We start from the raw sequence: 23858 nt of genomic DNA on the forward strand, positions 1-23858 counted from the left end.
ATACAAATCAACCTCTTATAACAGCAACTTGTATAGCATCAACCTTGTTTGGAACGGGTGCCTGCCTTGCTAGTGGATTGTGCAATTTGGAGTGAGCCTATTCGAACGCTTACATCGTTACAAGCTCACATACAGTACGTGGAGAAGACCTGGGGCTACCGATTTAAAAAAGGGGAATGATTTCATAGCATAGCCTCTTGCCCTCTCAGGCCTTTCGGGTGTCGGGATGAATCATGCTACGATTATTTATGCTCCCTCATACTGCAGGCATGTAGTCTACGACCTGAGGACGAGAAAGGAGAGAAGCATTATGTTGTCTATAGCAGAGCTTTAGTACTACCATCAGCATGCTGCTGCAGGTAGTGGAGGTTGCCCACCCTGCTTATAAGCTTTTGTACATGATGTAGGTATCCACCAGTCCCAATGTCTGATGTCTGAATCCATTGGGTGTGGTACCGATGATATCAAAGCCAAACTTCTTCCAGAGGTTTACGGCCCCTGTATTGGTACTGACGACGATGTTGAACTGAATGGCCAAGTACCCTTTTTGCCTGGCGAAGTCGATGGAATGCTCACACAACAGCTTTCCAACTCCTCTACCCTGCGCATCAGGATAGACCATATAACTGCCATTGGCAATGTGGCTGCCCAGGTCAATCTGATTGGGTTTGATGATGTAGGTCCCCCATACCGTATCATCTTCATCTACGGCGACAAACGTATCCATGTAGTCTGCAAACCAGTGTTTATCCAGGTGCTCTTTCGGAGTGTTCGGGTCAAATACATAGGTGTCTCCTGTTTGGATTACCTTTGAAAATATGCTCCAAACTTGGTCGTAGTCCTTTGCCTTATCTGCTTTTCTAATCTTCATGTTACATTCTACTAAAAGGGCTCCGAAACTGTTGAAGCAGTAGAAGCGGACTGCTGACGCTTGGGAGCAAACGTAGTGGCGAAGATATAGTATTGTCTGGAGTTCTCAGCCTTTGGGTACCTGTGCCTTTTCACAGGAGGGACTAGCACTTTGTTCCTAGTATGTAGAGGAAAGGAGCCTAATCATTCAGTCCCTTCCCATCCAGGATCAGTGGCTTTCATTTTTCAATCCTTGACTCGCGGGTTTTGGATTGCCTGGGTGCCGAGAAGTGGAGGAGGTAGGCTCTCTGCCGGCCCGGCGTCAGGGCCTCGAAGGCTGTTTTCAGAGCCGGGGCTCTATCCAGCTTGGTCTGAAACTCCTCGGGTATAGTATGTTCTGCTGTCTTTTTGAAATCTACTTTCAAACCGCCCCTTTCTACCTTGATGGCTTCGTAAATGTAAGCATTCAGGAAGGCCTCCCTCTCCATGACCTCCCCAACACTGGTAAACCGGACCTGGCGCGCGGCCTGCACATTCTCCGTTTGCTGGACTAGAATACCCCCTGCATCCTGTACAGGGCACCTTTGACAAACAGGAGTGCGCAGTACTCTTTGAATTGGTGGATCAATACTACATTACCTTTCTGAAACGTGTAGCAGGGGACGCCCCACTTTATTGATACGTGAGTAAGTTTGTTATATTGAGGTCTTTGTTGTTTGATGGCAAATTATAAGCAAAGTGACTACGAAGCCCTGCGCCGACGCTGTGTTGAGCTTCATGAAGCGGGTTGGAAGCAGGCAGCAATTGCCCAAGCATTTGGCCTGACACAACCTTGGGTGAGTCGTACGTTGAAGAAATATAATCAACTGGGGCCTATGGCCTTGCAGGAAGGTAAACGAACAGGAGCCCCTACTCGCTTATCGGCCGAACAACTTCATCAACTAGTAGCAGAACTCAACAAAGGAGCCGAGCACCATGGCTTCAACGGGGCGATCTGGACACGTCCTCGTATTAACAAAGTCATCAAGAAGCTATTCGGTGTAAGTTATGACCCGTCCCAGATAGGTAGAATTCTGAAGAAGTTAGGCTGGAGTCGCCAAAAACCGCAGCGCAAAGCACGGCAACAAGACCCTCGAGCAGTTGCTCAGTGGCAGCAAGAACTTATCCCAACGCTTAAAAAAAGCCAAGGATGAGGGACGAGTGATTCTGTATGTAGATGAGTCAGCTTGCTATCTGCTGCCCTTATTAGCCAATACTTGGGCTCCTTGTGGGCAGACACCTGTTCTCGTTGAGCAAGCAGGCCGGGCCCATTTAAGTTTGATTGCCGCAATCGCTCCGAACGGGCGTATTTATGTCGCTGGCCAAGATCAGGCCTTTACCGGTGAGGACATCGTCTGGTTTTTGGAGAAACTCTGTGGACGCTATCGTAAGCGGAATATATTAATTATTTGGGACGGTGCAGCTATCCATCGCAGTGAGCCAGTGAAGCAGTTCCTGCGTAAACGACCAGGTCGGATTCATTTAGAACGCTTACCGGCCTACAGTCCAGAGCTTAATCCAGTCGAACTGGTCTGGGGTCAAATGAAAGGAAGTTTGAAGAATCGAGTATTTACCAACCTGGAAGAACTAACAGCAGCAATTCTTGAACAAGTCAAGCATTTAGAAGAAGATCCTGATTTGGTAAAAGCCTTCTTCAATAAAAAAGAAATAGCTTTTATGACAAATTAATTCACGAATCAATAATGCTACTAACGGAGAGGTATTACCGATGGTGGGGGAATTGAAAAACCTCCAGCCTGGACGAACGAAGCAAAATTGAAAATATTTTTCTGAAGATAATAACTAAAAGCTAAATAGATAATGTACAGCCGGAACCAAAGCCAAATAGCCAACTGCAGCCGATTGCTCCAACGTCCAGCTCCACTATTGGCAATACTCCTGTTGGCGGTTCGTGTTTTGTCTTAATTGATTACAGTTCTTTTCTATCGATTATTTTCAGAAATCACATCTCTAACAATCATTGCGGTTATAAACGAATACGGAATAATATTAAACTTCTCCGATACTTCTTCGCCGATTTGTTCCTTAACGGGTCTGACATAATCTATGTTGTCTATTATTCTTATATTGTCACTGTTTGAGTAATTATCTGCTAAAATTTTAGTAGCACCACCTGTGGATTTTAATAAGAATACAGGCTTACGTGGATGATATTCTCTAAACATTTCAAATTCTCTCTCTACTCCTTCCATACCGCCTATGCAGACAAGAGCATCAATTTGCTCGTTAATCATTTTATCTCGCATTAATTCCAAACTCTTTTCGCATTGTAATTCTCCTTGAATATTTGGATTAAATTCTTCTCCTGATACTGCATCAGTCCAAACTATATTTGTGTAGCCGAGAGTAAACAAGTTTATTGTTTCATTTGGAATTACTTTTTCATACGCCCTTGACTGAAATATAGTAATTGGCTTTTCTTTCCCTTCATTTCGACTTATATTTTCAATTTCCATATTGATTCTAAACTCTGTTGCAATCATTGCAACTAAAGGCGAAATTGAGGGGTGACCACCAAATACAATTTTGCCATTCGCTTGAAAAATATTCCTTGATAATCCAATTATTGCCTCTTCAATTTGAATTTGCGCATTTTTTATCTTAATGTAATTTTCTTCATATTTTTTACTTCTCCTTTCTGAAGGTACACTTGCTGAAAGAAGTATTGTAAATCGGTAATAACTCATATATTATTTGTTAAGGATAAACTATGTTACATAAATCGAGAATTCTTCCTTCTGTATAAAAATCAACAACTGATTTTTGTGAGAGCCATCTATTGATCATTTCTCTTTTTTCTTCCATAAATTCAGGGCCAATTATAATCTTATCTCCAGGCAATTTTGAAATATCAGAATAGTGATAATCATCTATTCTTGGCGGTCGTGGGGTTGCCCAAATTTTATATGTATGATTTCCTTTTTTATTTGTTACTGTGATAAACCCAAGCCCATCAACATTTGAATTTGCTCCAACATTCTGCAAAGCAGCGATAATATTTGTAGTTAAATAATTTCTCATTCGATATAATGCAATTGAGTGTTGTTGCTTGATGTCAATTATAAGAGTATCTAATAAATTGGCATTCATTTTTTTTGAGGTATTAAGAACTATATTCCGTCTAAACTCATCGTCGATCGAAAGCACCTTTGGAGAATTATCTACATTTATTGCTAATATCCCCAACCGATATTTTTTAGCAAAATCAATTTCATATTGCACCCATTGAGAATTTTGGTAGTTAGGTGATTCAATAAGAAGAACCATTGCTTTATCTGCAAGTTCTTGATATAACCTATTTTGAAAATTAACGCTAGGATTGATGCTAAATCTATCAAGAAATACGTCAAAACCTTCATGATTGAGCCTATCGAAAAGTTGTTCAGCAAAATCAGAGGTATCGCTTCTACGATAACTAATAAAAATCTTTTGGTCTTCTTCGCTAATTCCCACTAAGCCAAAAATTGTTGGTATTACTTCATCAATATTCGCTTTCCAAAATACTGCATTAGGAATATTAAAAGGATGTGGTAAACTATATGGATTGCCTATTTTTAGAACTGGCAAAACAGTATGTTGCCAACTTAAAAGAGTTGGTTCAGCAAGACTACTGCTCATCCCATCACTAACTACAATCAACAGTTTTAAATTATCAGGGATTCCTAGCGCTTGACAACCATTAAACCTCACTGCAAGCCCACCGCATGGAGGCTGAGAAATAATAAAATTGTTATTAAGGTTTGCAATTGACCTAATCAATTCAGTTTTTAAATGAATTGCTAATTGCTCAGAAGCCGTATTATCAGTAAAGCAAATTGCTACATAAGCCGATTTTGGAGAAGGGAAATTGTCAAACTTTTCACAACTGAAAGTTCCGTGCTGGGTTTGAAGTTGTATGATTAATTCTGATGCCATTTGCCTCAATTTATTTTTTTATAAAAACCATAATTATTAAGGTCGCTACAATATCAATCAAGTAAAAAGAAATAAGAGTTAAAAAAAACGCAAATCCAACTGTTGTTATAGGTAGAAGCATTCATACTAAAGTTAATTTCTTCATCTTTGGCAATTGCCCCAACACCCTTATATAAATCTCTGTATTGCCTTTCTTGAAAAATATAAAACCCGTCAAGTACCTAAAATGTCAGAATTGCTATGTAAGACACCAAAATGTATTAAAATTTGTATCTTTTGCTGCAAGTGCGAAAAGTGCAGACATAAGAGTAATTGTCCAGCCTTTAATTAGGAAAGAATTTGAATTCATTCTTGAAATAACAATTTGAATGAATTCAAGATGTTTGATTTTGCGTTCCATTTTTATTTCATTCATTTTTGAATGTAGTGGTTGACTTTACTTCCACATTGCCTTTGTGGTAGATCCTATCTGTAGGAGTGAGGCGCCACGCTTAATATAGACAATATAGTAACAATGAACGGATTAAAGGTGATTTTACGGCCCCATATGGAAGACACAGGTAACTTACAAAAAAAGAATCATTGACAGGTACTTCGCCAGCCTAATTTTATCCAACGGTACTTTTTGCTACTGGTACTTCCATTAATAAGCTAAGGTATCTGCCGCCGTTCCAAATCACACAAACCGTGCGGTTCCGCACGGTTTTTTCTTTACCTAAAATTAGTAATATGCTGAAATATAGTATGTTATGAATTGGCACGGCAATGGTATATCTATAAGGGTATTAGCCATGAAAATTTTCACGAAATACCCCCGCCTTAGCCATGGATCGAGAAATTGCCCCCGAGTACCTTAAAAAACAGAAAAGTCGGCGCTGGCTGCTGGGCGCCGTCGCCCTGATGGCCCTGCTTACCGTTGTATATGCCTTCCGAAACTCCCTGCGCAGCTCCGTCGAAGCCTCCCGCATCCGCACCGCTACGGTGGAAGTGGGTGACGTGGAGAATACCCTCACGGCTTCGGGGGAAGTGATACCCGCCTTCGAGCAGACTATCACCAGCCCCATCAAGGCCAGCATCAAGCGCATCCTGCTAACGCCCGGCACGCAGGTAGCTCCCGGCCAGGCCATCGTGGAGCTGGACAAGTCATTTACCCTGATCGAGTTTGAAAAAATGCAGGATCAGTTGGCCCTCAAGCGCAACAGCATCGATCAGCTCCGGATGAAGCTCAACAAAAACCTGTACGATGCCGAGATCAACGACAAGATCAAATCACTGAACATCAACAAGCTTCGCGCTGACTACGAAGATGCCAAACGCCTGCAGAAGGTAGGTGGAGGTACCGCCGAGGATGTGACCCGGGCCGAGAACGCGCTGCGCATCGCGGAGCTGGAAAAGAAACAGCTCGAAAACGACCTCAGCTACAACCGCGAGTCCATGGGATCCAGCCTGCGTGAAACCCAGCTCAGCGCCCAGATCGAGGAGAAGAGCCTGAAAGAAATGCAGCACAAGCTGCGTATGGCCGACATCGTCGCCGACCGCAAGGGCGTACTGACCTGGGTGAATGAAAACATTGGTTCGTCGGTCAACGAAGGTGAGATGCTGGCTAAGGTAGCTGACCTCGGTAGCTTCCGCATCGAAGGCTCCTGCTCGGATGTCTACTCGGATCAGCTGAAGGCATCATTGCCCGTCATCATCAAGCTCAACGAGACTACCCTGCGCGGTACCATCACGCAGATCAAGCCGGTGGTGAAGAACGGGGTAGTGGAGTTTGTGATTCAGCTGGATGACGCGCAGAATGCCTCCCTACGCCCTAATATGAAGGTGGAGGTATTTGTGGTGACGGATCGGAGTGCCCGCAGCCTGCGGGTAGCCAACGGACCAGCTTTCAAGGGCAAGCGTCGGCAGTTTGTGTATGTACTTAACAACGGCAAGGCCCAGCGCCGGGAGGTAGAGGTAGGGCTCTCCAACTTCGACTACGTAGAGATCAAGAGTGGAGTACAGGCGGGCGATAAGGTGATCCTGACCGATCTGAGCCAGTATGAGCACCTGTCAGAACTGGACATTATCTAAACTGCCCGTCACCACCATGAAAAACTTTCTACTCCTGATTTCGGTGCTGATGGGGCTGGGCGCCTTCGCACCACTCCTGGCCCAGACCCAGCACCTCGGCCTGCAGCAGGTCGTTGACCTGGCCCGTGAGCAGTCCATTGCGGCCAAGCAAGCCACGACCCAGAAGAAAAACAACTACTGGCAGTACCGCTCGTTCCTGGCCGACTACAAGCCCCAGCTTAGCCTCAATGGTACCCTGCCTGGTTTTACCCGCTCGTTTGTGGAGGTCATGCAGCCCGATGGTACCATATCGTTTCAGCCAGTTTCCAACAACAATTCCATGCTGAACCTGGCGCTGAGCCAGAGCCTGCCCATGACGGGCGGTACCGTATTCGTACAGCAGCAGTTGCAGCGATTCGATGACTTTGCCCGGAACAACACGCTCTACAACGGTATTCCCTTCGCCATTGGCTTGAACCAGCCGTTGCTGCGCTTCAACCCCATGAAGTGGGAGCGCCGGATCGAGCCTCTGAAATTTCAGGAAGGCAACCAGCAGTTTATCGAGTCGCTCGAGCAGGTAGCCCTCACAGCCACTGACCTGTATTTTGAACTACTGGTCGCGCAGGTAAATCTACAGATCGCCGAAAAGAACCTGAGCAACAACGATACGCTCTACAAGATAGCCCAGCAGCGCCTGGAGCTCGGCAAGATCTCGCAGAACGACCTGCTGCAACTGCAGATGGGCGTACTGACCGCGCAGAAAGACCTGGCGTCGGCCCGACAGGCGGCGGCGGTAGCCTCACTCCGCCTGAAAATGTACCTTAACTCGCGCGATGAGCGGGAATTGGAACTAGAAATTCCCAAAGAAATGAATGAAATTGAGGTGGATCCCCAGAAAGCTTTGGCGGAGGCGTTCGCTAATCGTTCTGATGCGATACTTTTTCAGCGGACCTTGCTGGAAGCGGAGCGCGACGTGAACCGGGCTAAGAAAGAAAATGGTGTTAACGCCTCGCTTAACGTGGCCTTTGGACTCTCTAACCGCGGAGCACGCCCGACCGACGTATACCAGCGGCCGCAGGACCGGGAGTTTGTGGAGGTGCAGTTTACGGTACCTATCATGACGTGGGGGCGCAACCAGGCCCGCACCGAGGTAGCCAAGGCCAATCAGGAGCTGGCCCAGCAGTCGGTAGCTCAGAACAAGCTGACCTTTGAGCAGGAGATATTCACCCAGGTGACGCTTCTACAGATGCTGCAAAAGCAGGTAAAGCTCACCCACCTGGCCGACCAGATCGCTGCCAACCGGTACCAGATTGCGCAGGAGCGCTTTATACTGAGTAACCTGAGCGTGACAGACCTGGGCATAGCTACGCAGGAAAAAGACCGCGCCCGGCGCGATTACATACTGGCCCTGCGCGACTACTGGCAGGCTTACTATACCTTGCGACTACTAACTCTATACGACTTTGAACTAAACCAAAAAATCAAGTACTAGCCATGATTAAACTACAGAACATCGAGAAAGTGTACCGGACCAGCTCCATCGAAACACTCGCTTTGAACAACGTCAACATTCACATCCGCAAAGGCGAGTTTGTGTCCATCATGGGCCCCTCGGGCTGCGGCAAGAGTACCCTGCTCAACATCATGGGGCTGCTCGACGAGCCTTCCAAGGGTACCGTAGAGATAGGCGGCAAAACCGTAGACCAGTACCACGATAAGGCGCTGGCGCGCCTGCGCAACGAGAAGCTGGGATTTATATTCCAGAGCTTTCACCTCATCAATGACCTGTCGGTACTGGACAACGTGGAGATACCGCTGCTGTACCGCTCCACCTCCGCCCGGGAGCGCCGCGAGCTGGCACAACAGGCCCTGGAAAAAGTAGGACTTAGTAACCGCATGAAGCACTTCCCTAAGGAGCTATCGGGCGGACAGAAACAGCGGGTAGCCATAGCCCGGGCCATTGTAGGTAAGCCCGAGATCATCCTGGCCGATGAGCCTACCGGAAACCTGGACAGCGCCATGGGGAATGAGATCCTGAGCATCCTGCAGAACCTCAATAAGGAAGGAGCCACCATTGTGATGGTAACGCACGACGAATCCATGGCTAAACGAACCCACCGCCTGATCCGCCTCTTTGACGGTACCCAGGTAACGGATTCTATCCTGTCCACTAACCTGGCTACCGGTGTGTAACTCCTAAAAAGTTGACTATAAGCATCGGGACGCAAAGCCCTCACCGTGGTCTGTGTCTCCACAGACCGAATACAGCGGTGCCTGGGGCCTGTGGGGACACAGGCCAAGGTTAAGCCACGGACTCAACGAAGCAAGAAAAACAAAAAGCTACTAGCTAACAACTACTACCTAACAGCTAACAAAGCCATGATTTTAAACTATATAAAAATAGCCTGGAAGGTACTGCTACGGCACCCCTTCTATACATTTATTACGCTGTTCGGCATCAGCCTTACCCTTACGGTACTCATGGTGCTGACCTCCTTCCTGGACCACCTGTTCGGGACGCACTACCCCGAAGGCAAGCGCGACCGCTCCCTGTACATCACCCGTATGATGCAGATGGATACTACCCAGAATGGCCGGAATATGGGTCCGGTGAGCTTCAACTTCCTGCGTGATTATGCTAAGACGCTCAAGACACCCGAGCGGGTCGGTATATCTACCATGATGGGCTTTGCCAATACCTACATCAATGGTAAGCGCATTAAACTAAACACCAAGTACACCGATGCTGACTTCTGGTACGTAACAGACTTCCAGTTTCTGGAAGGTAAGCCCTACAACGAGCAGAATATTGCCAATGGCGAGAATGTAGTAGTGATTACCGACGACCTGCGGAAGCAGTACTTCGAAGACAGCGACGGGTCGGTAGTTGGCAAGTACATCGACATCGAGAATATCAAGTACCGCGTAATCGGGGTGACCAAGGGAAGCCCTGCCACTCGCCCGTATACGTACAGTGACGTATACTTCCCCTACACAGCGCCTAAAAGTAACTACCAGAGCGAAGGCTTGCGGGGTATGTATGTGGGTATAGTACTAGCCAAAGACAAGGCTGATATACCAGCCATTCAGGAGGAGTTTAACAGTGCGGTTAGCCGGATTTCACTACCCCGGACCGAAAATGGTTTCAAGTTTCATACCATTAAGGTGGGGGCAAATACCTATCTGGATGATTTTCTGGGTAATTTCTTACAGGGTGAAGAAACCCGTCGAACTATATTCTTTTCAATTATTGGATTTATTATGCTTATGATCATGGGGCTGCCCGCCATCAACCTGGTCAATGTAAACGTGAGCCGTATCCTCGAACGGGCCTCGGAGATAGGCGTGCGCAAATCCTTCGGTGCGCCGTCTCGTGCGTTGCTGTGGCAGTTCATCATTGAGAACATCTTCATCACGTTTATCGGTGGTCTCGTGGCCCTGTTGCTATCCTTCCTGATTATTCTGCTCATCAATACCAGCGGCTGGATCGCCTACGCCGACCTGACCATCAACTTCAACGTCTTTGCGGTAAGTATGGGGGTGTGTCTGGTGTTCGGCTTACTGTCAGGAGTACTACCCGCCATGCGTATGTCCAAAATGAAAATCGTCGACGCGCTAAAAGCGTAAGTTATTTAATATCAGAACATTAAAAAGCATAAGAGCTAATAGCTAACCTCTAACTACTAACAGCTATGTTACGTCATTTATTTAAATTAATATGGAATAAAAAGAAGGCACACTCGCTGCTGATGGTGGAGATCTGGGCTTCTTTTATGGTCTTATTCGGGGTACTTTCCCTGATCGTGTACAATGTCCGCAACTACGTGGAGCCGATTGGCTTTGACTACGAAGACCGCTGGATCCTTAACCTGTCCAACAACCAGGATACTCTGGCCGTGGGCGACAAGGTAGCCAGCATCTACCAACGCCTGAACCAGTACGCGGAAGTAGAGGAGGTGACCCGTACGGGCTCCAACACCCCTTTTTCCATGAATACGATGAATAACTCGGTCAGCTATAAGGATGCCAAGGTACTGACGAACTTTTATCCGGTAGATGAAAACTACGCACAGACCATGAATCTGCCCGTCACAGCGGGGCGCTGGTTTAACAAAGCCGACGCGGTATCTAAGCACGAAGCCATTGTGATCAACGATGCCGCCCGCGAAAAGCTTTTTGGTGCTGAAAATCCCATTGGTAAGCTGGTCAAGCGGGATGATAAATTGTATTGGCGGGTCGTGGGAATCGTGGATAATTTCAAAGCCAAAGGCGAGTTTATGAGTGACGAACCAGGGCTGTTTACCTTCATCAAAGACAAGAATGCCTGGGAAAAAGAATTTATCCTGAAAGTAAAGCCCGGTACCGATGCTAACTTTGAAGCCAAACTGGTGAAAGACATAGCCGGTATGGTCAAAGACTGGAACGTGGAGGTCACGTACATGACCGATTCCCGTAAAAATCAGCATTCGCTCACGCTGGTACCGGTGGTAATATTCCTGGTTATTTGTAGCTTTCTGCTGGTAAACGTAGCCCTTGGTCTATTCGGAATTCTGAACCTCAACATAGCCAAGCGCAGGGATGAGATTGGGCTACGTCGGGCTATGGGAGCGACCGAGAAGGCCGTAACCCGTCAGTTCCTGGGCGAAATATGGGTACTGGCTACCATCAGTATGTTGCTGGGGCTGCTATTTGCAGTACAGTTTCCGCTGCTCAACGTATTTGATATAGAGGGCGGAATCTACTTAGTAGCCATGGCACTGGCCATGGGAGTCGTGTACCTCATCGTGACCCTCTGCGCCTGGTACCCCAGCCAGCAGGCCTCGCGGATCCACCCGGCGGTGGCGCTGCACGAAGAGTAAGTAACTAATTTAAAATGAATAATGAAGAATGTATAATGGGGCAGTTTATACTTCCATTATACATTTTACATTATCAATTATATATTGAAACCCAATGCTCCTCATAGTTGATGACGATATAGCGATCCGTACCTCCATGACGCTGTTGTTCAGGAAGGAAGGGTTTGAGGTGAAGAGCTGCGGCTCCCCCACCGAAACTCTGGACTTTCTGCGTAAGGAGACTCCCGAACTCATTATCCTGGACCTGAACTTCTCCATTGAGACGTCAGGGGAGGAGGGGATGCGGTTGCTGGGTGTTATCCGTACCCAATATCCTGCTATACCCGTTATCCTGATTACGGGCTGGGGTAGTATAGATCTGGCGGTGCAGGGTATGAAAGCCGGAGCCCGGGACTTTATTACGAAGCCCTGGCAAAATGAACACCTGCTGCAGTCGGTGCGGACGGTGCTGAACCTGGCAAATCAGAAGCCCCAATCAGCTACCCGCGCCCGGCTGGACAAGCAGTACCAGTTTGAGCACATCGTAGGCAAGGACCCGAAGCTGCTCGACATCCTCGAGACCATCGGCCGCATCGCAAATACCGAAGCGCCGGTACTGATTACGGGCGAGAGCGGTACGGGTAAAGAACTTATCGCCGAAGCCATTCACCTCAACAGCAAGCGTCGCCAGCGGCCCTTTATCAAGGTCAACCTGGGCGGTATATCATCTACGCTGTTCGAGAGCGAACTCTTCGGCCACGTTAGGGGCGCCTTTACCGATGCCAAGTCCGACCGCATAGGAAGGTTCGAGATGGCGCATAAAGGGTCTATTTTTCTGGATGAAATAGGAGAGCTGGACCTGTCGAGTCAGGTGAAGCTGCTGCGGGTGTTGCAGGAGCGTACCTTCGAGCCGCTGGGAAGCAGCAAAAGCCGGACGGTGGATGTACGGGTGGTGTGCGCTACCAACCGGAATCTGGAAGAAATGGTAACACAGGGTACCTTCCGGGAAGATCTCTTTTATCGGATTAACCTCATTACAGTAAAATTACCCGCTCTGCGCGAACGCCCGGACGACATACCGGTACTGGCGGAGCACTTTGTTAATAACCTAAAGGCCATCTACGACCGCCCCAGCCTTCGGATCAGCGATAAGGCTATGAAGTGGCTGGCTACCCTGCAGCTACCGGGCAACATCCGGCAGCTGAAGAACATCGTGGAGCGGACGGTACTACTCTCCAACCAGGACTTGCTGGAAGCGACAGATTTTCAGCGTAACCTTACTTCTGGTCCGGTACCTTCCGTTCAGAAGTCCCTGCCCGAGGTAGGTACCATGACGCTCGAAGAAATAGAGTACCAGATGATCCGTCGGGCCATGGATTTTCACCACAATAAAGTATCCAAGGTAGCCCGCTCGCTGGGTATTACCCGCTTTGCCCTGTACCGCCGACTCGAGAAGTTCGGTATCTCTTACGACTCTGAAAGTTGATGAAGCTCTCCCTCCGTACCCGTTACATTCTGTTCGTAGTCTTCCTGCACTCAGCGCTGATCTTTCTGACGTTCAACTGGCTCCGGGAGGATAAGCTGCTCTTTATCGCCTCTGAGGTACTGCTGGTACTTTCTATTATTGCCTCCGTTCAGATCTACCGTGATTTCCTGAAACCCATTGAATTTGTACGGGCGGGTATCGAGGCCATTAAGGACCGTGATTTTACCATCAAGTTTGTGCCTTCGGGTAAGAGTGAGGTAGATGTTCTTATCAACGTGTACAACCTGATGATCGACCAGCTCCGGCTGGAGCGTACCAAGCTCAACGAGCAGCACTACTTTCTCGAAAAGCTCATTGAGGCTTCTCCCATCGCCATACTCATCCTGGACTTTGACGAAAAGATTACGACTGTGAACAGCCGCGCCCGCACTATGCTGGGTATAGGTACCATCGACTGCGAAGGGAAACGGCTGGTGGACCTGGATGTGCCGCTTCTTACTCAACTTAACGAATTACAGGATGGACAGTCACGCACCATCAAGAACAATGGTGTGGAAACCTATAAGGTACAGCGGTCGCACTTCATGGACCGGGGGTTCCGTAGGTCGTTCCTGATGGTGGAGGAGCTGACCGCGGATATACTCGAGTCGGAGAAGAAGGCCTACGGCAAGGTGATCCGGATGATGGCCCACGAGGTGAATAATACCATGGGAGCCACGGATTCGATCATTCAGACTACCCTCAGCTACCTGCCCCAGGAGGAGTACGGAGAGCTGATGGAGGCGCTACGCATTGCCACCGAACGCAACCGACAGCTGAGCCGGTTTATGCGGAACTTCGCCGATGTGGTACGCCTGCCGTTGCCCCGGAAGGAGCTGACCGATCTGAATAAGCTGATAAAAGATGTGGTGTTGTTTATGCAGCCCATGGCCGCGCTGCGCGGTGTTGTCATAAAGACTTCGAGTATATTTACGCCTAATCTGGTGCCGCTGGACAAAGGACAAATAGAGCAGGTACTGGTCAATATTCTTAAAAATGCTATGGAAGCCTGCGAGAGTGGGATGGAAATAAGGGTGGAGGTATCAGAGTGCAGGTTAGTAATCCGTAACAATGGCCGTCCTATCCCGGCGGAGGTGGAAGCTCAGCTGTTCAACCCCTTCTTCAGTACCAAGCCCGACGGGCAGGGCATTGGTCTTACCCTTACGCGCGACATTCTCCTGAACCACGGCTTTGTCTTCTCCCTTAAATCAAAGCCCGATGGCTGGACCGAGTTCACCATTGATGTACAGCCCGGAGAAAGTTAATCGCAGATGCGATGATTCAGGAAGACTTTTTTTGCCGTTGCTAGTTAATTAAGGATAGCTTCATGATGGGACTACCATTGGATGAGGGCTTTCGGCAAATAGCCTGGCATCAGCGCATAAATGATTTTGTAGCTGTGGTATTCCGAATAAAAACAAGGGCATTCAGCAGGTTGGGTAGGACCGGTTTATACCCATGCAAAAACTGGGCGTCCTCTTTCTCATAAAGCCCACCTATATTTCTAAAATAAAGCGGCTGAGTAAGCCACCTGCTACTATTTTCTGTGTATGCATGGTTCAGCGATAAAATAAGATCTTTATACTTTGCTTTCTGCAGATAATATTCCAGCGATCCGGCAAAAGGCTGAAATAAAGGAAAAGCCTTAAAGGATGCCGTGTAAGACTCATCCGCAGGGGCAGTGTAGGTGCCGGTTGCGGTAGCTATGCCAATTGGATAATAATATCTCCCCAGAAGGCGATCCAGCCAGCCTCCCATATTCTTATCCTGTTTCCAGATATGGCTGTTGTGCGCCCATAGCATGACTTTTTCGTTCGGATAAAGCTGCAGGTAATCCACCGTATTCTTTGCCATGCTGCTATCACGGTAATAGAAGGATACGCTCCAGTCCGAAAAATCAGGTGAAAAAAGATATTGATTCAGTACGGTCACGTTTTGCAGGAGCCAGTGTACCGTATCGGCAGGAGCTTTCTGGTAGTACTCCTTTTTATTACCTTCAATGTGTTGAGTGATTCTGGTTAGTAACTCCGTTACTGATGCCGATACCGTGGGGCGCTGGGATGCGGTTAGTGCCGTCATAAAAGGCTTGGTTAGAACTTCCAGCTCCCTTGAATAGGAAATCAGGGTAGTATCAAAATAAGAGGACAGTCGTACATACTCAGGCACTGCCACCCGAATGGACTGCATATCATTACCCCTGAAATAGACCTTCTTTTCGTGGGTCTGGTTGTAGGTGCGCATCCACTCTATCAAATCCAGCAGCTCCTGATGGCGGTTGATGCGGAAAAGCAGGTTCAGAAGGTTTTGTGCTGAACCATTTCCGTTTAGAATATACTGGTTAATGCGGCCGCATTCAGGCAGTTCATCTTCAAGCATAAATGTGGTAAAGCCCTTGCGTTCTACCAGGTACTGAAAAAGCCTGAGCTTGAATTGGGCGGCTTCGCTGGTGCCATGCGTGGGCTCTCCTACGCCTACTACCTTAGCTTCTCCTATCCATTTGCCCAGTGAGTCGAGGTCATTAGTGGTAGTACCACTTGTTACTCCATGCAGTTGAATAGCATTCCTGTTTATCCATGCTACATCTTCGGCTGTTGGCTCCGCCGTTCGTTTGGCAACATCTTTAACCAACACCCCATCCAAGTATATTGCAAAGTCATCAAACCAGGCTTTGCCGGCGGCATTCAGCAAACCCCCAAGAAATACAGATTCCGTTTGTTCAACTACCGGTACCGTTACAGAAACACGTTGCCAGCTTTTACTGCTTTGTATACTGTCGGCATCAACTACCGTATACTTTGAGCTGTTCAGGCTCTTACCATCATATTGCATAATCCAGATGGCCGCACGGGATGTATTTTGGGCTGTTTTAATCCACCCTTCCACTTTTATCTGCTTTTTCTCTGTTGTAATAGCTTTCGGTATTTCAATAAAAAAGAAAGGAGCATCTATGTCGGCGGAGCGCTGTTCGGTAGTGCTATACATTTCCACAGCATAGCTGCCACTTCTCCTGTGCTTGTTGGTGAATCGTATTTCGCAAAGTTTCATGTTGTTAATGAAACCCCAGAGCTTGTCCTGTGGCTGTACTAATTCAAAGCCTTTGTTGTAGGGCAATTCGTGCTGAGCCTGCACAAGCAGCGGAAAGAAAAGCAGACAAAAGATGAAGAAATGTTTCATTCGATTCTTTCAATAGGTAGGCGGTGTTGGTCCGAATCGTAATCCCCGTATTGGTTTGCTATTAGTACCACTTCGTGAAAGTGTATAGCATAGCATTATCTAAGGCTGCAAAAGAGTAAAGTGAAATATGGCAAAAATCTAAAATAAGGCTTTAATCCGCAGTGGCCTACTACTTCTTGAACGTCACCTACGAATTATTCCTTTAACTTATTAAAAAGTTAATTATCTGATACTTAACAACGCAGAAATTTATCCAATGGAATAAAGTGGCGATGTAACTACTCCGGTCATGGTAGAAGCCCATCGCTGGCAGGGCGCCCCGGCTCAGGAATAATACCCGTGCGCTCGTAATCTCTGAGCCATGTTTTCTTTTCACAGCCGGTTGCCAGGTAGAAGTCATACAACTGCTTCATGTCCTGCTGGTACTTTCCCGTCAGGTACAAGGCTTCGCCCACGGTTACCGTTTTAGTGGGATGACTAAAAACAACTGGAATAAGGGGGACTCCCGCGCCCAGAGCCATGTAGTAGAAGCCGGTTTTGAGCCGGGCCACATCGGTACGGGTACCTTCCGGGGCAATGGCGATGTGCATGTAGTTATTCTTCCGGAAAGTATCTACCACGGCATCCACCAGGTTGTTATTCCTGCTGCGGTCTACCGGATAGCCTCCAAGCGCTCTGAACAACCAGCCTGAGTACCAGCGGAAGAGCTCCTGCTTAGCCAGGTACCCAATCCAGATTTTGAGCGTAGCCCGTGTACCCAGGCCCACCGGAAAATCCCAGTTGGAGGTATGGGGGATGACTACCCAGATGGATTTAGGTACTCCAACAGGAGCAGAACCCACTACTTTCCAGCCGGCTAAACGAAATAGAAAAGCGATCAGAGAACGTAGCATGTACAGTCAATAAACTATTTGCTTACGGTAAATGGGTAGTACTGACTATATGATCACGAAGGGCTTGGGGCTGAAGCAGAGGATAAATACGAGCAACGCCAGACATCCCAGCAAGACGCGTGCCTTACCCAAAGGCTCATTCACCTCTGTCTCAGGGTGATAAACGCCCAGGAACCTACCCAGAATAAATATAAACGGCAGGAAGCCCGGATAGCCGTCCCACTCAGGACGGAGATAGGCCAGAGCAAACTGGACCAGCACAATCATCAGGCTCAGCATGAGTGCGGTGCGCGGATTGTCGGCAACCCGGCCGAGGCAGATGTACAGGAAGAAGATGTAAAAGAACAGGTAGCCCAGTAGCGTAAAGAACGCCTCATCGTCGGGTACCGAGAATTCTTCGGGACGAAATAGCCCCAGACCAGCATAAGTAGCAAATAGCACAAAGAGCGCCGGAGCAATGGTATTGAAGCGCTTCCGGCCCAGCAGGCCGTACAGGATGTGGCCTCCATCCAACTGACCGATGGGAATAAGGTTCAGCGAGGTAAAGAACAACGCCAGGTAGCCCGAAAACAGGTACGGGTAGTGTACGATCTCGTTAGGGTGGGGCAGTTGGGACGGATCGGCTACGTACGTTTTGAATAGCCAGAACAGAATATTGTCGCCCAGGCGGAGGTTACCAGCCGCATTTTCGTACACAAACTGCGGATAGCTGAATCCGTATCGCTCATACTCAGGATGGATGGTAAAAATATAGTCCGGAGGGGGAAGGTGCGTAAACCCGTACCAAAGTACCCCTAAGGCCGCTACAAAGCCCGCGAGTGGGCCGGCGATACCAATGTCAAAAAACTTCTTGCGCGAACGTACCAGGGTGGTGATACGGATAAAGGCACCCATGGTACCGATGCTCTGCGTAATCCCGAACCACAGCGGAATGTAGTAGGGGAGCGTAACGCCCACCTGATGAGCTTTGGCCGTAAAGTAATGCCCAAACTCATGTACGGTGAGGATAAGCAGAAAGGGTATGGAGAAATGGAACCCCTGCAGGAAATGCGACCAGCTCAGAGGTTTATCTACATACACAAACAAATTCCCGAAGATCCACTCTGCTCCAGCGAGTGTGGTTGTGATAACGGTAACAACAAACAGGAGTCCCTGGATCAGGTAGGTTCGGGTGTTAGGCGACATAGTCTTTCAGATACTCCAGTATGGTGTTAGGTTTCTGGACGTGGATGGTATGGATGCCCAGTGCAGAAGCAGCCTGGATGTTAGCGGCATTATCATCCAGGAATAGCGTCTCATCGGCTTTGATGCCTGCTTCCTCCAGTACCTTCTGGTAGATAGCCGGATCGGGCTTCATGACACCCATTTCGTAGGATAGGAACAGCTTATCGAAGAGCTCATCGAGGCGGGGTACGCCCGACACTCTATCCAGAATAAGATTCACCTCCGCGATATGAATTGGGCTGGTGTTGCTGAGCAGAAATAGGTTATAACGCTCACGCAGCTTCTGAAGAAGTTCTATGCGGGCCGGAGGGATGTCCAGGAGCAGGGTGTTCCAGGCTTTGTTGATGGTCGCGTCGTCCCAGTCTTCCTGTTTCAGGATCTGGCGTACATACGATCGGAAAGCGGCTTCATCAAGCTCACCCGTCTCAAACTGCCGGAATAGGTCCTTCTCCTTAAACAGCTCAATGACTTCGGCTTCCTCCTGCCCGCATAGTTCGGCAAATGACCGGGCTGCCAGCGGAACATCTATGTTAATGATTACATCTCCCAGATCGAAAATGATATTCTTAATTTGTTCTTGCACAGCTCTAGGTACTTCTTCTTAGGTTGACAATACGGTTAACTACTATTCGATGACCACGCCCATCGAACAGAACTTATCGATGCGCTGATCAATCCGCTCTTCGGGACTCAGCTTAGACAGCTCGGCTATTTCTTCGAGGATCACCTTTTTCAGGATCTCAGCCATACGGTCGTGGTCCAGGTGGGCACCTCCCAGTGGCTCGGGAATGACACCATCAACCAGTTTATTTTCCTTCATATCACGGGCCGTTACCTTCATGGCTTCGGCTGCCTGCTCTTTGTAGTCCCAGCTACGCCAGAGGATGGTCGAACAGTTTTCTGGTGATATTACCGAGTACCAGGTATTCTCGAGCATCAGTACGCGGTCACCAATGGCGATACCCAGCGCTCCACCCGAGGCTCCCTCACCGATCACGATACAGATCACGGGTACCTTCAGCATAAACATCTCCTTGAGGTTACGGGCAATGGCTTCACCCTGTCCGCGCTCTTCGGCTTCCAGTCCGGGGAAGGCACCCGGCGTATCAATGAGGGTAACAATAGGTTTGTTAAACTTCTCGGCCAGCTTCATCAGGCGCAGGGCCTTGCGGTAGCCTTCGGGGTTAGGCATCCCAAAGTTACGGTGCTGACGCTCTTTGGTGTTGCGTCCTTTTTGCTGCCCCAGGAGCAGCACGCTCTGGCCGCCGATGTTGGCAAAACCCCCAATAATGGCCGGATCGTCGCGAATCTGACGGTCGCCGTGCAACTCTATAAACTCGTCACACATGAGCTTGATATAGTCGAGCGTGTAGGGGCGGTCGGGGTGGCGCGACAGCTGGACGCGCTGCCAGCGGGTGAGATTTTCAAAGATCTCCCGGCGGAGAGTAATAATACTGCTTTCTAAAGAAGAGGTGGCCGACGATACGTCAACATTGTTTTCCTCAGCCAGCTTTTTCATTTCTGCGAGCTTGCTTTCCAACTCGGCAATAGGTTTTTCAAAATCGAGATACGTTCTCATAATCTAGGTTACGTCCTATATATACAGGTTCGGCCGTTTTGAGGTCCGACAGTCCGTTTATAATTCAAAAGTTTGCCCGCGCTCGGGTATGACTACCTCCTGGTAGCCAGAGGTATGCAGAGTGCCCTGGAAATCCATCATACTCTGGTGCTCTCCATGGACCAGGAATACTTTCTTAAGGCGGCTGGCATCCTGATTTTTTACAAATGTCAGAAGGTCATCACGGTCTCCGTGGCCGCTAAATACGTCAATTTTTTCTATATTCGCCAAGACCGGCATTTTCTTGCCTTTGATGGTGATGTTGTCCTGTCCGTTGAGCAGGCGCCAGCCGAGGGTACCTTCCGAGGCATATCCGATCATCAGGATAGTGGCGTACGGATTACCAATATTGGCCGCTACGTGCTGCTCTACGCGTCCTCCCTGCACCATCCCTGACGACGATATAATGATACACGGCTCGTTGTAGTTAGAGATAGCGCGGCTGGCATCGGTACTTTCCAGGTAGATCAGGTTTTCGAAGTCGAAGAGCATGTCATTGTCCTCCTTGAACACCCGCGCTTCCTTGTTCATCAGCCGCACGTGCTTCTGGTACACCTTGGTACTGCCGTAGGCCAGCGGACTATCCGAGAATACCTTAATGGGGGGCAGGTTGTGCTCAACATACAGGCGGTTGAGGGTATAGAGCAGTGCCTGGGTACGGCCTACGCTGAAGGAAGGGATGATCAGCCTACCAGGTATCTCTACGCAGGTGCGGTTGATCACATCGGCCAGGGCTTCTTCCGGCTTGCGCTTGTCTTCGTGCAGGCGGTTGCCGTAGGTACTTTCACAGATAAGGTAATCTACCTGTGGTACGGGCTGCGGATCTACCAGCAGGGGGTAGTCTTTACGGCCAATGTCTCCCGAGAAGCACAAGGTCTTTTTCTCCCCGTTTTCCCATACCTCAATATAAATATGCGCCGCGCCCAGCAGGTGACCCGCCGGGATGTAGGTAACCGCTACGTGGTCAGCAATGCGGTAGCGCTGGCCGAAGGCCACGGGTACAAAGTTATCAAGAGCCTCATTTACCTGTTTTTCCAGAAAGAAATCCTTCGGTACTACCTTAGCTTTCCTGCCCCGCTTGCGGCTGGCGGTGGTATTCTGGGTGTTCAGGCGCTTCTGGTGCAGCATGGCCGCATCCTTCAGGAGCAGTGCCGTCAGGCCATAGGTAGGATCAGTACATACTACTCTTCCTTCAAATCCTTCTTTGAACAGGTTAGGAATATTACCGGAGTGATCAATGTGGGCGTGGGTAAGAAGTACGGTATTTATCAGGGAAGCATCGAACGGGAAAACGCTTTTTTGTTGTTGATAAAGTAGGTCTTTCTCTTTTTCATCACGATCAAAGTCAGAGCCACAGTCTATCAGGATGCGGTAGTCATCTACTTCCAGCAGATACATGCTACCGGTTACCTGGCGGGCGGCTCCCCAAAACGTCAATTTCATATATATGGTTACTCAATGTTATAGGTCTGATTTACCTAAACTTAAATGTCATTAACATCAAACGGTATTCGTTTGTTAAGTTAAGATGGTTCCTACAAAAGTACCAAAAACGGCGCAGTTTATCCCATGTTTGTGGGAAGGAGGCAATAAAATCGTGTAACGGAGGAATACAGCACTCTACTACTAACCTACGAAGATGAAACACCTTAGTCTTTTTATATGGCTTCTGATTATAGATGCAACCCGACCTGACTCGATTGATTCGGTTGCCCTGAATCAATTTAAGGATGCCGTTGTAGAGCTACAGAACAGCGAGCTGATGCGCCACGGTACCCTTTCGGTTTCCGTAAAAAATGTCAGTACGGGCAAGGTACTGACCGCGATGAACCACCAGCAGTCATTGCCGTCGGCCTCTACGCTTAAGCTGGTCACTACGGCTACGGCCCTGTCGGTGCTGGGAGGTGACTTTACGTACAAAACTTACCTGGAGTACGATGGGCAGGTAGAAAATGATACCCTCAAAGGCAACCTGTACCTGCGCGGTACCGGCGACCCTACCCTGGGGAGTGACCGGTTTAAGGGGTACCCCGGCGATGCCGCCCTGATCCGGCGCTGGACCGAGGCGGTCAGGAATGCGGGCATACGATATGTACAGGGACAGGTGGTGGCGGATGCCAGTTACTTTGATGAGCAGCCGCTGGCCGACAGCTGGATCTGGGGAGATGTAGGCAACTACTACGGTGCCGGGGTACGCGGTCTTAATTTCAACGAAAATATGTATCGTGTATACTTCCGGCCGGGACAGAACATGGGCGACCCAACCGAGGTGGTTGGTACTTCGCCTTCCATGCCTTACATGACCTTTACCAACCGGGTCACTACCGGCGAGTCGGGCTCGGGCGACCAGGTGATTATCTACAGCAGTCCCATCGGCAACGGAGCCGTCCTGACGGGTACTGTCCCCCGGGGTGTGGCGTCCTTTTCGGTCAAAGGGGCTATACCTGATGCGGCTTACTACGTGGCCTCAGCGCTTCAGCAAAGCCTGTTAAATGACTCGATCATGGTCGCGGGCGGCGCGGTCGTATGGGGTAGTGTACCGGGGCCACAGAGTACACGGACGGTGCTGAATACGTACACATCGCCCCCTCTGCGCGACATTACGCAGGAAACCAACTGGTGGAGTGTCAACCTCTTCGCGGATGCCCTGCTCAAAACTACGGGTAAACGGTTGACCAACCGCTCTGACTTTGATAGTGCCACTGGGGCGGTGGCGACCTACTGGCAAAACAAAGGCGTGGATGTGCGCGGCTTTTATATCAAGGACGGTAGCGGGCTTTCGCCTACCGGCTCACTGACCACCCAAAACCTGACCGATATACTCAATGCGGCGGCCAAAGACAAAGCCTTCGACGACTTCTACAGGAGTATAGCCGTGATGGGGCAATCGGGGACGGTACGTAATCTGGGGAAAGGGACCCGGGCGGCAGGGAATATCCGGGCCAAGAGTGGTAGTATCGAAGGTACTCGTGCCTTCGCAGGCTATGTCACTACCCGCTCCGGCGAACGGCTCAGCTTCACCATTATCGCGCACAAGTACCAGCCTGAGAACAGTCGTCAGATCAGCCGGGAGCTGGTGCAACTGATGACGTTGCTGGCCAGCTTATAAAAATACCTCCGGAAACTTAGCCCCGGAGGTATCGGTAGGGAATGGTGTTAGCTAATTTTTTCCAGCACCAGATTATGGTTGGTGTAGATGCAGAGGTCGGCGGCTATGCTGAGACCTTCCCGCACCATCTCTTCGGCCGTCAGCTGGGGAGCGTGCTTGTGTAAAGCCAAGGCCGCGGATAAAGCAAAATTACCTCCGGACCCGATGGCAGCTATGCCATTCTCGGGCTCCAGTACATCTCCGGTTCCCGATATAACCAGTAGCTCTTCTTTGTTGGCTACGATCATCATAGCTTCCAGCTTACGCAGGTAGCGGTCGGTACGCCAGTCCTTGGCCAGCTCAATGGCGGCGCGCTTCATGTTACCGCCGTAGCCGTTCAATTTTTCTTCGAATTTTTCCAGTAGGGTAAAAGCGTCGGCCGTTGATCCGGCAAATCCTACCAGGATCTTGCCTCCCATGAGGGTACGTACCTTCCTGACGTTACTCTTGGCTACGGTATTTCCCATGGTAGCCTGTCCGTCCGCTCCGAGGGCTACGGTACCATTGTGCAGTACACCCAGGACGGTAGTTGCGTGAATTTTTTCCATGAACAAATGTATATCTA

General features: G+C 49.0%; 22 protein-coding genes. 10 read left to right on the forward strand and 12 right to left on the reverse strand.

The genetic code is table 11. The annotated features are described in order from the left end of the window. Positions 1–382: 382 nt before the first annotated feature. From JTN23_RS10395 to JTN23_RS26005, 3 genes are all read right to left on the reverse strand, one after another. Positions 383–871 (reverse strand): GNAT family N-acetyltransferase, encoded by a 489-nt coding sequence (locus JTN23_RS10395; protein WP_247234610.1) that lies wholly within the window; start codon positions 869–871, stop codon positions 383–385. A 217-nt stretch (positions 872–1088) separates the two neighbouring features. After that, a complete protein-coding gene (locus JTN23_RS10400) occupies positions 1089–1382 on the reverse strand; it encodes a YdeI/OmpD-associated family protein (RefSeq protein WP_310586715.1) in 294 nt (97 codons plus the stop codon). A 17-nt stretch (positions 1383–1399) separates the two neighbouring features. Next, positions 1400–1570: a DUF1801 domain-containing protein gene (locus JTN23_RS26005; protein ID WP_409049444.1), complete on the reverse strand. Its 171-nt coding sequence runs from the start codon at positions 1568–1570 to the stop codon at positions 1400–1402. On the opposite strand from JTN23_RS26005, the gene JTN23_RS25810 reads away from it, so the two are divergent. Both JTN23_RS25810 and JTN23_RS25815 read left to right on the forward strand, forming a co-directional pair. After that, complete coding sequence (locus JTN23_RS25810; RefSeq protein ID WP_262918497.1) at positions 1569–2042, forward strand: IS630 family transposase; 474 nt, start codon at positions 1569–1571, stop codon at positions 2040–2042. The genes JTN23_RS26005 and JTN23_RS25810 overlap by 2 nt on opposite strands. Beyond that, positions 1990–2577, forward strand: coding sequence for an IS630 family transposase (locus JTN23_RS25815; RefSeq protein WP_262918498.1), 588 nt, complete (start codon positions 1990–1992; stop codon positions 2575–2577). Before JTN23_RS25810 ends, JTN23_RS25815 begins: the two co-directional genes overlap by 53 nt. A gap of 254 nt (positions 2578–2831) precedes the next feature. Here the strand turns inward: JTN23_RS25815 and thcA are convergent, their stop codons facing one another. Both thcA and JTN23_RS10415 read right to left on the reverse strand, forming a co-directional pair. Further along, complete coding sequence (thcA, locus tag JTN23_RS10410) at positions 2832–3596, reverse strand: Thoeris type III anti-phage system protein ThcA (protein WP_247234612.1); 765 nt, start codon at positions 3594–3596, stop codon at positions 2832–2834. A gap of 10 nt (positions 3597–3606) precedes the next feature. Further along, positions 3607–4824 carry a toll/interleukin-1 receptor domain-containing protein gene (locus JTN23_RS10415; protein ID WP_247234614.1) on the reverse strand — a complete coding sequence of 406 codons (1218 nt, stop codon included), beginning with the start codon at positions 4822–4824 and terminating at the stop codon, positions 3607–3609. Between the two features lie 825 nt (positions 4825–5649). On the opposite strand from JTN23_RS10415, the gene JTN23_RS10420 reads away from it, so the two are divergent. The 7 genes from JTN23_RS10420 (at position 5650) to JTN23_RS10450 (ending at position 14501) form a co-directional block, all read left to right on the forward strand. Then, on the forward strand, positions 5650–6894 hold the full coding sequence (locus JTN23_RS10420; protein ID WP_247234616.1) for an efflux RND transporter periplasmic adaptor subunit: 1245 nt from the start codon (positions 5650–5652) through the stop codon (positions 6892–6894). Positions 6895–6910: 16 nt separating this feature from the next. Continuing rightward, positions 6911–8365, forward strand: coding sequence for a TolC family protein (locus JTN23_RS10425; protein WP_247234618.1), 1455 nt, complete (start codon positions 6911–6913; stop codon positions 8363–8365). Between the two features lie 2 nt (positions 8366–8367). Then, positions 8368–9066 carry an ABC transporter ATP-binding protein gene (locus JTN23_RS10430; protein ID WP_247234620.1) on the forward strand — a complete coding sequence of 233 codons (699 nt, stop codon included), beginning with the start codon at positions 8368–8370 and terminating at the stop codon, positions 9064–9066. 186 nt (positions 9067–9252) lie between these two features. After that, the gene (locus tag JTN23_RS10435; RefSeq protein ID WP_247234622.1) at positions 9253–10500 is read left to right on the forward strand and encodes an ABC transporter permease; all 1248 of its coding nucleotides are present in this window, start codon (positions 9253–9255) and stop codon (positions 10498–10500) included. 65 nt (positions 10501–10565) lie between these two features. Continuing rightward, positions 10566–11732 carry an ABC transporter permease gene (locus tag JTN23_RS10440; RefSeq protein WP_247234624.1) on the forward strand — a complete coding sequence of 389 codons (1167 nt, stop codon included), beginning with the start codon at positions 10566–10568 and terminating at the stop codon, positions 11730–11732. Positions 11733–11826: 94 nt separating this feature from the next. Further along, positions 11827–13197 (forward strand): sigma-54-dependent transcriptional regulator, encoded by a 1371-nt coding sequence (locus tag JTN23_RS10445; RefSeq protein WP_247234626.1) that lies wholly within the window; start codon positions 11827–11829, stop codon positions 13195–13197. Beyond that, complete coding sequence (locus tag JTN23_RS10450) at positions 13197–14501, forward strand: sensor histidine kinase (RefSeq protein WP_247234628.1); 1305 nt, start codon at positions 13197–13199, stop codon at positions 14499–14501. The genes JTN23_RS10445 and JTN23_RS10450 overlap by 1 nt, the downstream gene beginning before the upstream one ends. Positions 14502–14610: 109 nt before the next feature. Here JTN23_RS10450 and JTN23_RS10455 read toward each other — a convergent pair whose 3' ends face one another. The 6 genes from JTN23_RS10455 to JTN23_RS10480 form a co-directional block, all read right to left on the reverse strand. Then, on the reverse strand, positions 14611–16410 hold the full coding sequence (locus JTN23_RS10455) for an erythromycin esterase family protein (protein ID WP_247234630.1): 1800 nt from the start codon (positions 16408–16410) through the stop codon (positions 14611–14613). Between the two features lie 287 nt (positions 16411–16697). Continuing rightward, positions 16698–17303 carry a 1-acyl-sn-glycerol-3-phosphate acyltransferase gene (locus JTN23_RS10460; protein ID WP_247234632.1) on the reverse strand — a complete coding sequence of 202 codons (606 nt, stop codon included), beginning with the start codon at positions 17301–17303 and terminating at the stop codon, positions 16698–16700. 45 nt (positions 17304–17348) lie between these two features. Beyond that, positions 17349–18488 (reverse strand): site-2 protease family protein, encoded by a 1140-nt coding sequence (locus JTN23_RS10465; RefSeq protein ID WP_247234634.1) that lies wholly within the window; start codon positions 18486–18488, stop codon positions 17349–17351. Then, positions 18478–19110 (reverse strand): HAD family hydrolase, encoded by a 633-nt coding sequence (locus JTN23_RS10470; RefSeq protein ID WP_247234636.1) that lies wholly within the window; start codon positions 19108–19110, stop codon positions 18478–18480. The genes JTN23_RS10465 and JTN23_RS10470 overlap by 11 nt, the downstream gene beginning before the upstream one ends. Positions 19111–19152: 42 nt before the next feature. Continuing rightward, positions 19153–20106, reverse strand: coding sequence for an acetyl-CoA carboxylase carboxyltransferase subunit alpha (locus JTN23_RS10475; protein WP_247234638.1), 954 nt, complete (start codon positions 20104–20106; stop codon positions 19153–19155). 57 nt (positions 20107–20163) lie between these two features. Then, complete coding sequence (locus JTN23_RS10480; protein WP_247234640.1) at positions 20164–21588, reverse strand: MBL fold metallo-hydrolase RNA specificity domain-containing protein; 1425 nt, start codon at positions 21586–21588, stop codon at positions 20164–20166. A 196-nt stretch (positions 21589–21784) separates the two neighbouring features. Between JTN23_RS10480 and dacB the strand changes: the two genes are divergently transcribed. Beyond that, a complete protein-coding gene (dacB, locus tag JTN23_RS10485) occupies positions 21785–23254 on the forward strand; it encodes a D-alanyl-D-alanine carboxypeptidase/D-alanyl-D-alanine endopeptidase (RefSeq protein WP_247234642.1) in 1470 nt (489 codons plus the stop codon). Between the two features lie 47 nt (positions 23255–23301). Here the strand turns inward: dacB and hslV are convergent, their stop codons facing one another. Further along, positions 23302–23841, reverse strand: a complete 540-nt coding sequence (hslV, locus tag JTN23_RS10490) for an ATP-dependent protease subunit HslV (RefSeq protein WP_247234644.1) — start codon at positions 23839–23841, stop codon at positions 23302–23304. Between the last annotated feature and the right edge of the window lie 17 nt (positions 23842–23858).

The sequence above is a fragment of the Telluribacter roseus genome (assembly GCF_017355915.2).
Lineage (GTDB): Bacteria > Bacteroidota > Bacteroidia > Cytophagales > Spirosomataceae > Telluribacter.